At 33.4% G+C, this 13,873-nt stretch carries 10 protein-coding genes; 2 read left to right on the top strand and 8 right to left on the bottom strand.

All coding sequences use genetic code 11. The features are described from left to right. Nucleotides 1-181: 181 nt before the first annotated feature. Nucleotides 182-844, bottom strand: coding sequence for a fructose-6-phosphate aldolase (fsa, locus tag AC5LW9_RS05975; RefSeq protein ID WP_086327077.1), 663 nt, complete (start codon nucleotides 842-844; stop codon nucleotides 182-184). 516 nt (nucleotides 845-1,360) lie between these two features. On the opposite strand from fsa, the gene AC5LW9_RS05970 reads away from it, so the two are divergent. Then, nucleotides 1,361-2,227, top strand: a complete 867-nt coding sequence (locus AC5LW9_RS05970; RefSeq protein WP_198228719.1) for a helix-turn-helix transcriptional regulator — start codon at nucleotides 1,361-1,363, stop codon at nucleotides 2,225-2,227. Between the two features lie 17 nt (nucleotides 2,228-2,244). Here the strand turns inward: AC5LW9_RS05970 and AC5LW9_RS05965 are convergent, their stop codons facing one another. Next, nucleotides 2,245-2,982, bottom strand: a complete 738-nt coding sequence (locus tag AC5LW9_RS05965; RefSeq protein ID WP_198228720.1) for a LysR family transcriptional regulator — start codon at nucleotides 2,980-2,982, stop codon at nucleotides 2,245-2,247. A 109-nt stretch (nucleotides 2,983-3,091) separates the two neighbouring features. Between AC5LW9_RS05965 and AC5LW9_RS05960 the strand changes: the two genes are divergently transcribed. Further along, nucleotides 3,092-3,634 (top strand): DUF4865 family protein, encoded by a 543-nt coding sequence (locus AC5LW9_RS05960; protein ID WP_086327750.1) that lies wholly within the window; start codon nucleotides 3,092-3,094, stop codon nucleotides 3,632-3,634. Between the two features lie 283 nt (nucleotides 3,635-3,917). Here the strand turns inward: AC5LW9_RS05960 and AC5LW9_RS05955 are convergent, their stop codons facing one another. The 6 genes from AC5LW9_RS05955 to AC5LW9_RS05930 form a co-directional block, all read right to left on the bottom strand. After that, nucleotides 3,918-5,450 carry a tannase/feruloyl esterase family alpha/beta hydrolase gene (locus AC5LW9_RS05955; RefSeq protein ID WP_493456503.1) on the bottom strand — a complete coding sequence of 511 codons (1,533 nt, stop codon included), beginning with the start codon at nucleotides 5,448-5,450 and terminating at the stop codon, nucleotides 3,918-3,920. Nucleotides 5,451-5,863: 413 nt separating this feature from the next. Then, the gene (locus tag AC5LW9_RS05950) at nucleotides 5,864-7,015 is read right to left on the bottom strand and encodes a hypothetical protein (protein WP_493456502.1); all 1,152 of its coding nucleotides are present in this window, start codon (nucleotides 7,013-7,015) and stop codon (nucleotides 5,864-5,866) included. Nucleotides 7,016-7,102: 87 nt separating this feature from the next. Next, complete coding sequence (locus AC5LW9_RS05945) at nucleotides 7,103-8,254, bottom strand: hypothetical protein (RefSeq protein ID WP_493456501.1); 1,152 nt, start codon at nucleotides 8,252-8,254, stop codon at nucleotides 7,103-7,105. Between the two features lie 86 nt (nucleotides 8,255-8,340). After that, a complete protein-coding gene (locus AC5LW9_RS05940; protein ID WP_493456500.1) occupies nucleotides 8,341-9,348 on the bottom strand; it encodes a hypothetical protein in 1,008 nt (335 codons plus the stop codon). Nucleotides 9,349-9,491: 143 nt separating this feature from the next. After that, entirely contained in the window at nucleotides 9,492-10,484 is a 993-nt protein-coding gene (locus tag AC5LW9_RS05935) for a hypothetical protein (RefSeq protein ID WP_493456499.1), read from the bottom strand. A 15-nt stretch (nucleotides 10,485-10,499) separates the two neighbouring features. Beyond that, a complete protein-coding gene (locus AC5LW9_RS05930; protein WP_493456498.1) occupies nucleotides 10,500-13,421 on the bottom strand; it encodes a type VI secretion system Vgr family protein in 2,922 nt (973 codons plus the stop codon). Between the last annotated feature and the right edge of the window lie 452 nt (nucleotides 13,422-13,873).

Genomic DNA, 13,873 nt, shown 5'->3' with positions numbered 1-13,873 from the left:
AATTTTTTATGGATATTATTGCCTTTGGATGTTGGATTATCATACAGCAAAACATCAAAAAAAAACGCTATTTTTTAGTCCAAAAATAAAACTCACTTGTTCCATTTAAATTTAATGGAACAGATTTCACCGATGTAAATAAAAATATTACTTAACCTAAAAAATAGCCTAGAAGATAAAATTAATATTTTAATGAACCAAATGCGCTACACCAATCTTGATCAAACTTAGCTACTGCCGCATCGACTGCGGGGTCAGAGATAAATAATTCTGCCACATCGACTGGCAAGGTAATGGCTTTACAACCCGCTAACATACAATCTAATGCTTGTCTTGGCGTTCTAAAACTTGCTGCTAACACCACTGATTCAGGGCAATGCAAATCAAGCAATTTTTGTAATTCTAAAACCGTTTCTTTGCTGTTGCCACCTTGTGCATCAATACGATTCACATAGGGAGCTATATATTTTGCTCCAGCAAGTGCTGCCAAAAATCCCTGCCCAGCGCCATAGACTGCTGTTCCTAACGTTGTAATTCCCTGTTGAGTTAACTCTTTAATAGCCATTAAACCTTGTGCATTAACGGGAATTTTAGTCACAATTGACGGTACGACCTCTCTAAGTTGTTCGGCTTCTTTAATCATCCCTTTTGCATCACTTGCCAGCACTTGTGCAAAGAGCAACTTATCGGGACCTAACACATTTTGCAGTTCATCTAACAACTCAAAAATGTTTTTACCTGACTTTGCCACAATACTTGGGTTGGTTGTTACCCCATTAATTGGCAACACGGGCGCTAAACGCTTAATTGCCGCAATATCGGCTGTATCTAAATATAGTTCCATATTGAACCCCCTAACTTGGATAATTAATTTTTATATAAAAAAAGTAGTACATAAATAATAGTTTGATAATAAAGAATATTTAAGCAAAAACCTAGAAGACGAATCTGTCATTTACTGGATTTTTGTATGCTGTAAATAAAAATGAGAGTCTGATCACATAATCAGAAAATAAGAGAGTTAATTACTATAGATATCAAAACAATGCTAAGTTTATATTTTTAAATGTCATTAATTGTAATGTTGTGTATATTTTCGATTAAATAGTGAAAACATTAACACTATAAAATAGAAATAAAACATGATAAATTGTGGTTTTATTTCATCTATAAAACTAATGGTAAAACAGCGATTGAATCAGGATAATTTTTCCATTATTAATCTAATAAATTGTTACTTTCCCCTACTATACACTTACTTTTTATTGCGCATCATGTGCTCAATCCAAATTATGCAGTTTAATCACTGGTTATATAAAAAATTTTGGCAAGTATAAATTAATTTAGTTGGAGCGTTTTTATGGATTTATCTATTGAACAAATACTGAGACAATTTACAAGCAAGATTAACAGTATCAATAAAATATATTTTGCCAATAATGCTCTACTCGCCCCTGTTCTTGCTTACCAAGTTAATTTTCCTCGTATAGAGATCATTATCAATGGTCAACAAGAAATATTATGGGCAAATGATAGAGGTGAACAAATCAGTAATACTCTGTATGCCAATGATATTCTCTATGTGACCTCTAATAGTTGGAATAAACCTTTGTGGCATAAACCTGTTACCATTTTGAGTATTTTATTTGGCAAACAACAAATTGGTCTAAGTTTATTACATTGGGATGGCACGCAGATAATTCCTAAAGGTCAACTCAATATTGCAAGACGTGGGCCTCGTATTGGTGCCTTTATTATTCAAGCAATTGCAGAACTTACTTGGCATAATCAACCGTCAGAACAAAATCAAACCGCTTATTTTCTTATTCATAGCTTGCTGAGTAGTACGCTTGATTTGCTCAACGCCGATATCGAAACCGCCTCAAAAACCACCAGTTTATTTGAAGCGATTCGCCAGTATATTGATACGCATTTTCGGGAAGATGTGACCCGCGACTTTTTAGCGAAAATGTTCTACATCTCTCCTAATTACTTATCACATCTTTTCCAACGTGAAGGAAAGATTGGACTGAATGAATATTTGAATCAAATCCGTTTAGAATATGCCAAATCATTACTTAAAAACTATGATTTAAATGTAAAAGAGATCGCCCATGCTTCAGGCTTTAAAGACAGTAACTATTTTTGTCGAATTTTTAGAAAAAAAACCGAACGTTCACCTAGCGAATACCGCCGACAATATCACAGTAAGTTATCTCAAAAATAATGCGATTTTAGTAAAAATTAAACGCCATTATGTTGATAACCATAATATTTAACAAAGTCGCAATGATTATTAATGGTTTTGAATTTATCTTTCATTAAAAAAATTGGCAACAATGCTATACCTTGTCCTTTCTCGACAAGATTTAATATTTGGCTTAAAGAATCAACCGTAATAAGATTTTCGGATGGATAATTTAAAGCAAGTGTTTTGGCTCTTAATGGGCAATGTTCATCATTATTGATAAATATTGGCAAAAGATCGGACACCACAACTGATTGACTTTGTAAAAAAGCAATCGGTAAATTTTCGGTTTTTGTTAAAAGATAATCAGGATGTTTAAATTTTTCAAAAGTAATTACTTCATCATAATAATGATGATGAATTGCATTAGATATATCACTGGTTCGTTTAATAATAATTTCTGTGGATTCAAGGCAATATTTTTTCGTTTCAATAACCAGAAACTGAAATAAAAGTTCCGAAATTAATAATGTAGAATGTTTACCTTTAAAAGATTGTTTGAGTTGTGAAAACTGCGCTAACGTCTGCAAAGTAAATTGATAAAATTGTTCCCCCTTTTCGGTAGGTCTAACGCCATCAAAACCACGAATAAATAACGTTGCTCGCAATTCATGTTCAATCTTTTTTAAATGAGCTGTTATATTTGATTGTGTATAGCTCAACGCTTTAGCCGCTTTATTAAGACTTTTAAGATCATAAATCGTTTTAAAAATATGTAATCCTTTAAAATCCATTTTTGCTCAGTAACCTATCATTTTTTTTGATAACTCAATCATAAATTAGAATTATTCAAACCTCAATTAAGTTATTAAACTAACGATAAAATTAAAAGGAGGAAAAACAATGCAAGCTATGCAATATAAAATTCTTTTACCTGCCGATTATGATATGCAGATCATAAAAAATCGCGTCAACCAAAATGGTTATAAAATGGATGGCTTTGAAGATTTACTTTTTAAAGCTTATTTAATCTCAGAACAAGGCAATGACAATCTAACCAATAGTTATTGCCCGCTGTATGTTTGGCATCACACTAACGGCATGACTAAATTTATTTTTGATGGCTATTTTGACAATATAATTGACTCATTTGGCTGGCAAAATATTAATATTGGCATTACGACAAAAATTGAATTAGAAGATAACTTTTTTCTCAGTAAATATGTATTAGAAGAACATCACGCTATACCTGTACAAGCTAAACTGAAAAATTTTAGTTTCAAAACAACTAAACACCAAGATCAGATTGGCAATGTCGTCATCTATAATCCCGACAAATGGCAATATACTTCGTATACTTTTTTCAAGAAAAAACCAGTTAGCGAACAAAAAAATATTTATCAAATTTTGTATCTAGCAAAAGGGACAGTACCAGCGATTTATTGATAATTTTTTAGAGCTAATTTTATAGATTGATTTTGCCTTAAAGTACTTCAAAAATTTATAGATTATATGCGTTTTTAAATATATAACAGTTATATCATGTAAAAAATATTCAGGAGTCTATACCATTTCATTATAAACTCAAGGTTTATAATGAAAGAGAGAAAAAACAAAAGTTCTTACTTGCGCACACATAAAAGACCAACTTCAACAAAAAAGAAAATTCTGAGCGCTTTAAGCATAAAAAAGCTAGCTAACCCAATATTTAGGTTAGCTAGTGACTGAATTATTTACATACAAAATTTTCAGGGTTATTGGTATCACCGTTACCTGTATATATTGTTTGTTGAGGATATTGACATAAAGGTCGTTGCATGGTGACCTGACCATTTTCTATTTTTTTAGCTATTAGAGTTGTTGGCGTTTGTTTTTTCTCAACCCAATTAACTAATGTTTCAAAACCATTAATTTTATCTGGGCCATCACCACCATTACAATGATCAACTCCAGGTGCTAAATAAAGTTTCGCAAAATTATCTACATACTCTTTGCCGCCCATAGTTTTCAATACATCGTTATAGTATTGAATTGATCCTTTTGGAGCTATAAGACGATCATCCAACCCATGCCAAATAATCATTTTTCCACCTAATTTTTTGAACTGACTTAAATCTGTATCATCAGTTCCCATTATTGGAGCAAACATTTTGACTGATTGATTGAAATACTTTTCATAACCTTTATATCCTAAACTTTTCCAATCAAAATCAGGATCTTGTTTAATCCAATACTTCAAATAATCAACTGGTATAGGAAAAGGTCCTTCATTACCAGCTAATACATCAAGTGGAGCGGATGGTTCAATACTAAACCATAAAGACTTTCCATTTTGATCTGTTGGACCTTGCCAGATTTTTCTTAATGTTCGAATCTCATCTTTATTTAGACCTGCTTGATTGAGTAGATCATCACTGATTTCTAATGTTGTTGGGTCATTAATTATTCCATCTTTAATGCCATCTTTTTCATCCGCAAATTCAATGATCGCTTTTCTAACTTTATCTAGCTTATCACTTCCAATAGGTCTACCTAACTCTTCTTGCATTACAACTTGTGGCCATATTTCTGCAGGTACAAATTTATCCCAATAGATTGCTGGTGCTGCAATATATAAACCATCATAATCAGTTGGGTACCATTGCGCTTCCATTAGTCCTTGACGCCCACCTGTAGAACAACCATTCCAATATGAATAATCTGCAGCTTGACCGTAATATGATTCAATAACTTGTTTAGTTTTTATCGTCATTTCATGTACACTACGATGTGCAAAATCTCTTACCGCATCAGTTTGTAATTTGCCATCTTTAAAGACAAATTTACCATCAACCAGATTCCCTACATGTCCAGTATCGGTCGCCGCTGTGACATAACCATTTTTAGCCGCTACAGCTAACTTATCAAATGGTATAAACCCTGCATATCCACCACCACCAATTGATTGTAAACGATGATTCCATTGGCTTGGCAACCATACTTCAACATTAATAGCAGGTTCAATAGTTAATTCAACTCGACAAATCTGTGGTAAACCAATGATTTCTTTTGCTTTAGCGCCCCGTAGAGTATCAGCTAAATTGGAAAGTGGCGTAAAATTTCCTTCAATTAACTCAGTATTTACTACTTTTGCATTATCTAACGTCAAATCACTTAATCTTTTGCAGCTTTCGGCTGAATCCCACATTGAAGGTGGTTTTGCATAAGCAGAAGCGCTCAGACAACTTAAAACCGATAAAAACAATAAACTATATTTCATCATATCTCTATTCCTATCATCAAAAAATATCTTTTCTAAAACTATTTAGATTAATATTATGCATTACTTACATAAATAACAACATAAATAATAATTAATTTCTACCAGCAAATGTCACACTATCGTATTTTTTGCTTCGAAATCTTAAGAAATAAAAAATGACAATGTCTATAAACGATAATTACCATCAAAACATGACATTGAATATCTAAATTATTGTAAAAATTTATAAATATTTCCGATGGTTGTAAATTGTAATGTGCTTTAATAGAATTGTAATAAAAATTTATTTGATAAGATGACTTGGAAAGAAAAAGTAAACTATTTAATCTGACCATCATTTAAAGAAATAGATGACAGCCAGATCGGGCTTACATTAGTACGTATTATAATGTTCCATAAAAAATTTCAAAAAATTAAGGTTTAGGATGAAAATCATCAATTTGCTTTTGCCAACGATTATAATTCCAATCAATAATTTTGGTTTTTAACTCTGCTAACTCATTTTGTGCGGCTTGTTTTTGTTCTGGAGTAAGAATTTGTTCTAAACGAGTTTGAATTTGCTTATTATATTCCCAAACTGGGGGAAGCTGATAATAATCCCATGCTAAATTATTATCGATTTCAATAATTTTTTGTTTTGCATAATCACTTAATAGTGACCATGCATAGGCTTTTACTGGATCTTGCTCACGTCCTAAACCATATAAATAGGCTTCAGTCACCCTTAATATACCAATAATTGAGCTGTGCTCAGCCATTATTTCGGCATAATCAATTGCCAGTTCTAATCTTTCTGGTATTAATGATTTACGATATTCGGTTAATTTATTAATTTTTAGATATTTTTTATCTTTATAATGAGATCCTTGTTGAAACAGCATTCGTGCTGTTAAATCCTCATAACAGTGATAACCACCTTCCAAAGCATAATTGTAATATTTAATACTCTCTTCTAATTGTTCATCAGAGCATGGAAGATATTTCTCATTATTATCACTTTCACAAGGACTAAAATTCCTACCCTTTCGGTAAGCAAATTTTGGATATTTTAAATCAGCAAACTCATTCCATAAATAAATATCCATATCCGGATTTTTAAATACCACCGGTTCAATTAACGGTTTTCCGGTATTATCAACCAACTGATCGCGATATTTTTTCATAAATTCTTTAAAAGACATCATACCTTCTTCTTTCGCATATTCATTATAAAATTCATGCCAATAAAGAAGGTCATAATAATAAGGCATTGCATTTTTATCCCACTGCCAAGCATGTTTAATAAATTTAACTAAGTCTTCAGGATCTACAACAGCATAAAATACTTGATCGTTAAATGCACCACGATATAGTTTTTCAGCTTCTTCTATGCGTAATAATTGGTTTTCAGGAATGGTTGAAGGGTAAATAGTATAGTCCATAGTTATATTTTCTGTATCAACAAAACCAAAATCTCTGTCTTGCTTAGATAAATGATGAAAATATAAAAAATAACCACCAATAGCCATAATAATGCTGATTACCAATAATCTTTTGAACTTTGATTGTTTCACTTTATTATTCACGTTCAATTCCATTCACTTAAATTTGCAATATCCTAATAGGTTATAATTAGCTAGCTTTAAGTTTATTACCTAGCATATTTCAAAAAATTAAGGTTTAGGATGAAAATCATCAATTTGCCTTTTCCAACGATTATAATTCCAATCAATAATTTTGGTTTTTAACTCAGCTAACTCATTTTGAGCGGCTTGTTTTTGTTCTGGGGTAAGAATTTGTTCTAAACGAATTTGAATTTGCTTATTATATTCCCAAACTGGAGAAAGCTGATAATAATCCCATGCTAAATTATTATCGATTTCAATAATTTTTTGTTTTGCATAATCACTTAATAGTGACCATGCATAGGCTTTTACTGGATCTTGCTCACGCCCTAAACCATATAAATAGGCTTCAGTCACCCTTAATATACCAATAATTGAGCTGTGCTCAGCCATTATTTCGGCATAATCAATTGCCAGTTTTAAATCTTCTGGTGTTAATGATTTACGATATTCGGTTAATTTATTAATTTTTTTGAATTCTTTATCTTTATAATGATCGCCTTGTTGAAACAGCATTCGTGCAGTCAAATGCTCATAACAGTGATAACCTCCTTCTAAAGCATAATTGAAATATTTAATACTCTCTTCTAATTGTTCATCAGAGCATGAAATATATTCCTCATTATTACCACCTTTACACGGACTAAATTCCCACCCCTTTTGGAAAGCAAATTTTGGGTATTTTAAATCAGCAAACTCATTCCATAAATAAATATCCATATCCGGATTTTTGAATACCACCGGTTCAACTAACGGTTTGCCGGTATTATCAACTAATTGATCGCGATATTTTTTCATAAATTCAGTAAATGACATCTTACCTTCTTTTTTGCCATTTTCATCATATAAGTCTTGCCAATTAAGAAGATCATAATAATAGGGCATTGCATTTTTATCCCACTGCCAAGCATGTTTAATAAGTTTTACTAACTCATCAGGATCTCTGACAGCATAATATAGTTGATTGTCGAATGCTCGACGATATAGCTCTTTAGCCTCTTCTATACGTAATAATTGGTTTTCAGGAATGGTTGAAGGATAAATAGTATAGTCCATAGTTATATTTTCTGTATCAACAAAACCAAAATCTCTGTCTTGCTTAGATAAATGATGAAAATATAAAAAATAACCATCAATAGCCATAATAATGCTGATTACCAATAATATTTTGAACTTTGATTGTTTCACTTTATTATTCACTCTCAATTCCATTCACTTAAATTTGCAATATCTTAATAGGCTATAATTAGCTAGCTTTAAGTTTATAACGAGCATATTTCAAAAAATTAAGGTTTAGGATGAAAATCATCAATTTGCTCTTGCCAACGATTATAATTCCAATCAATAATTTTAGTTTTTAACTCTGCTAACTCATTTTGAGCGGCTTGTTTTTGTACTGGGGTAAGAATTTGTTCTAAACGAGTTTGAATTTGCTTATTATATTCCCAAACTGGAGAAAGCTGATAATAATCCCATGCTAAATTATTATCGATTTCAATAATTTTTTGTTTTGCATAATCACTTAATAGTGACCATGCATAGGCTTTTACTGGATCTTGCTCACGCCCTAAACCATATAAATAGGCTTCAGTCACTCTCAATATACCAATAATTGAGCTGTGCTCAGCCATTATTTCGGCATAATCAATTGCCAGTTTTAATCTTTCTGGCTTTGATGATTTACGATATTCAGTTAATTTATTAATTTTTTTAAATTCTTTATCTTTATAATGAGCACCTTGTTGAAACAGCATTCGTGCTGTTAAATCCTCATAACAGTGATAACCTCCTTCCAAAGCATAATTAAGATATTTAATACTTTCTTCAAGATACTCATCAGAACATGGCAAACGTTTCCCATTGTTATCGTATCCACAAGGACTAAATTTCCAACCCTTTTGGTAAGCGAATTTTGGATATTTTAAATCAGCAAATTTATTCGACAAATAACTAAGCATTTTACGATCTTTAAATACCACCGGTTCAACTAACGGTTTGCCAGTATTATCAACTAACTGATCGCGATATTTTTTCATAAACTCAGAAAATGAAATCATACCTTTTTCTTTTTTGTTATCATCATAATACTTTTGCCAAACAATAAGATCATAATAATAGGGCATCGCATTTTTATCCCATTGCCAAGCATGTCTGATAAACTTCACTAATGCTTCTGGATTAACGACAGCATAAAATACTTGATCGTCAAATGCACGACTATATAGCCTCTCAGCTTCTTCTATACGTAATAATTGGTTTTCAGGAATGGTTGAAGGGTAAATAGTGTAGTCCATAATTATATTGTCCTGTTGAATTGAATCATTATCTGAATTTATTAAATTATAAAAATAACAGATCAAAATGCAGATAATCAAACAAATACTAAAAACTATTAATTTTTTTTGTATTGTCTTTTTTGTTTTAGTTGACTTATTCATTAGATATACTCCAAATCATTTTGATTAAAAACGTCAACTTCTACAATGCGTTCTTCTAATACCCCGTTATTGAATACTCGACAGGGAAGAATCTGATTTTTAGGACCTAATTTTTTTATTTCTTCATAAATAGGATAAGTAGCATTTTTAATACCTTCTTCTAACATTAACTCTTCATATTTAGTTTTCATGTCCAAAGATTTTTTCTTAGTATCACCTGTCAACAAAGCATACCCCCACAAAACTCGGTCAATTGGATAATAAGAAAAAAAACTATTAATTAAACGATTGGGTCGGTATTTAAATCTTTCCGCATCTTCTTCTGCGGTTGTTTCTGGCTCAAATGCAAAAGAATAAAGATTTGCATCTGGTGAATAATTATCGATTTTTATCGCATCAATAGCGTTATTGGCATAGATAGTTTGCCCTAAGCAGCGGGTTTTTTGTTGCTTAGAGATAATTCGAGCTAAACAAATTTGTTTATCAATCTTATATTTATTACCTGTATCTTCATAAGCACCACCTCGACAAGAGTGCAAGACAAAAATACCCTCATGCGGATGCCAAGGTAAACGCTCCATATTATCATTTTCATTGAAATTTATTTTATTTTCTCCTTCCTCTCCCCTAAAATTAAGTTTTTCAGGTCCTCCATGACCAAAATAGTGAATTTGCCATAGTGAATATTTATTAGCTGTTTCTGGTTTTGTAAGTTCATTATATAGTCTAGTCCATTCTGCCTTAAATTGAGGTGAATACTCAAACCCTTCAATAACTCGAATTTCGGCTTCTGGATATTTTTTTTGTAATCGTCTTTTTTTATAATAAGCAGCCAATTTAAATGCTAAAGCTCCACTACCACCATATGCAAATAATACAAATAAAGGTTTGGGCGGTATTTTTATTATGGCTTCTTGAAGTGCAACCTGACCTTTTTCAATTAAAGTTGTTAGTCCTGAAAAGGTTGTGCTTATTTTAGTTTTATCCAGCATAATTTTATCTTACCTTTAAATAAACTCTAATGTTACTGTTTCATTTTCATTTTGTGTATAAAATGCTTTTGTATATCCATTTTTATCGGTTTGACCTTGTACCTTTCTGCCATCTGGCAATGTTGCAATATAAAGTCCATTAGCATAAATTTTTCCTGTTTCATCTTTACATATGAACTTAATTGCATAATCGCCTATAAGATAAGGTAATGCTAATGTAGCAACTTGCATCGCTTTCGGTCCCATTTTCTGCAATGCATTACTTTTTATATAAACATTATCAGCGGTGCCCAGTTCAATCCCTGCGCTACTGAGTTTGATGTATGAACCACCACACATTAACTTCAGCTCTTCACTTGCGGTGACCGTTAATTTTCCATCCACACTGTCTATTTTAATATCTTGCTTGGCAGCCATATTCAGGTTGGCATTTTGTGCCTGCACCTCAACATCACCCTGATTGGCAAAGACTTTCATTCCTGATTTATGAGCAAACAGACCGATGGATTCACCGGATGAGACGGTAATGTTTTTTAACGCATTAATGTCAGTCTGGTTTTCACTGGTCACTGAAACACTGTTTGACGTTGACAGTTGAATATTTTCCGGACTGGTTAAAGCAATACCTTCTTGCGCATAAGCAATAATGCCACTTTGGGCTAACTGGGTTAATGTCGCTTTAAGTTGCTCTTGACTGTCAGTGTCCGCACCATGGGCTTCAGATGAGGTTGCTGCATTTTGCAGTGCTTTGGCAATTGATAACGCATTTTCAAGCTGGGTAATGGCACCTTGCATATCAAGTTGTTTACCCTGTGCCTTAGGCTCGGTCTGACTGGTCAGGTATAAACCTTTATTGGCAGCAATCGCTCCCCACTCATCGGTGCGCAGTTCAAATCCCTCACCACGCTGCTCTTTGTTTTGGTCTACTAAATGCCCGATGTTAAGCTGGGTTTTTCCGTATTCGGTCGCTAACTTAATGTGCTCTTGTCCGCGCTTATCATCCATCCGCAGTTTGTTGTTAGCAGGAGTACGAATTACATTACGGTGTTTGTTTATGGCGGTCACATGGTCAGGGTGTTGACTGTCATGCATTGCATGCGCGATATAAGGTCGGTCAGGATTACCGTTAGTAAACGCTACCGCAACTTCTGTGCCGTCAATCAGTGGAAAGTGAAAACCATAGGTACTGCCCGCATACGGTTTAGCCAGTCTTAACCATAAGCTCTCTTCACCGTTTCGCCACTCTTTTAAATCAAAGTTAAATTTAACCCGATAGCGCCCTTGTGTATCAATATAACCATAGGTGTCATTATTCGGACTGGTTACCCGTGCCGGTAAAGTGCCGTCAATAGTCGGAAAAGGAATCGGCTCAGGGCGGTAAGGTTTTAATGGCTGGTAAGGTATAGCAGTAAAACTCAGTTCATAAGCCTCACTGCGGTTTCCCTGTCCTTGCACCGTTAATATCATTACCCCCTCATCTATTCCGGCAATCGTACTGCCTTTGATGCGGATATGTTGACCCGGAGCTAAATTGGCCTGATTACTTTTACCCCGGATAACAATTTGACGGCTAATGGCGTGTTCATGGCGAATGCGGGCATACCATTCTCCACTTTCAACACCATTACTCGTATTACCAGAGTTAGTACTAATATCACTGCTATTGTTATTGCTATTACTACCGTTTGTGTTATCGCTATTATTGTCGCTACCATCACTATTGCCGTTACTGCCTTGACTATCATCGGTATCGATATCACCACTGTTTTCATCATTATCGTCATCATTATTATTGTTGGTGTCACTATCAATTCCATTATTGCTGTCACCATTGCTATTTAAGCCTTTATAGTGCTCATCATAACGGTAATCGGTGCCATAAGTGGTGTTATCTTTTTGTTGGCTGTTAACTTCACCCAGTAAATTCGCCTGCGCATCTCGGTAGTTATAATCTTGTACTGTTACCGAAGATTCCACCATTTGACTGTGCAAGGTCATATCCCAGACACTTTCAACGCCGTTATCCAGTGTACCACTTGGTTGTTTGTAGACAATATCAGCCACCTGCTGATAACCTTGTTCATAATCACTGATGACCATCACATCACAGTTGTGTTCACCATGCGTTTCAAACCGAAAATAGACCCCCACATCCGCAAGCAGTCTTTGAATAAACTCAAGGTCACTCTCCTGCCACTGGGTAATAAATTCACGTTCAGGGTATTGCTCTTTAAGTGCTAAACGATAATCAATCCCGGTATAACCATGACCACGCAAGACCTCTTCAACCACACTGATAACGCTTTGATTCTGAAAAATAGCACAGTTATGACTTAATGCCAGTTTGGCTAATTGCGAGGATAAGACAACCTGATAACGGGCTTCATCGTTACTGACTGATAATTGACTGAACTGGGTTATCACACCATAAAGAGTGCGTGAGCCACTTTGAGATAATAGTGAGTTTAACGGATTAAGTGGATTAAACTGGGTTAAAGAGTTAAGTGAATCGAGTGGATTGGATTGTTTAAGTTTATCTAACTGTTTTAATGGCTCAGACTGTTTTAATGCATTTAATGGATTAGCCGAAGTTAAGGAATTAAGTGCATTAACTCCTTGAGTTGCAAAGTCGCTTAAACGGCTAGAATTAGCAGGATTAAAACTCAAACGGGCATTTTGGTTAAGAAATGACTCAACAGAAAGTTGTTTATCCGAGCTGGTGAAAGTAATCGTATAGTGCCAAGGCTGATTAAGTTGCTCATTACCCTCAACCTGTAAAACTGAAACCTCAGCAGGTAAACCATCAATATTTAACGTATAACGGTTATGTCCTGCTCCATTAACTAAACCATGGTTTAAGCCACGATTTAAACCATTACCCAATTGATTTACCAGATCGGTTAATCCTTTATCCATGTTATCCTCGATATATTTCATGTGCACTGCAAATTCTACAGTGCTTTATTTAACTATTTATTATTAATATAAACTAAAAATTATAATTATTATAAAAAAAGTGTATAAAATACCTTCTTTTAGATCAGATATCAATCAAACTGTTACAAATTATAACCCTAACACTTATGAATAAGACTGACTGACTCACTGACTGATTATTTGATAAAACTAGACTTTTTGTTTACCTAATTTTACATAATTAGGGAATTTTGCTATAATTAATACCTAATTTTCATGAAAAGAATGATTTTGTCGATATTCAGTTATATTAGAATGCATGAACAAAACATCATTTTTTGCTTTTTTATTGTCCTCTTTTATCTTTGCTTAAATTTTCATCAATAAAATTAACTGAATAACACATTGTAAATGTGTCATTTGAATTGTATTCATCTTGCATTACTAAGTAACCGATTTACCTTGTTGCATTA

This window comes from Gilliamella sp. LMG 34360, assembly GCF_984568995.1.
This window is presented reverse-complemented; position numbering and strand designations above follow the sequence as displayed.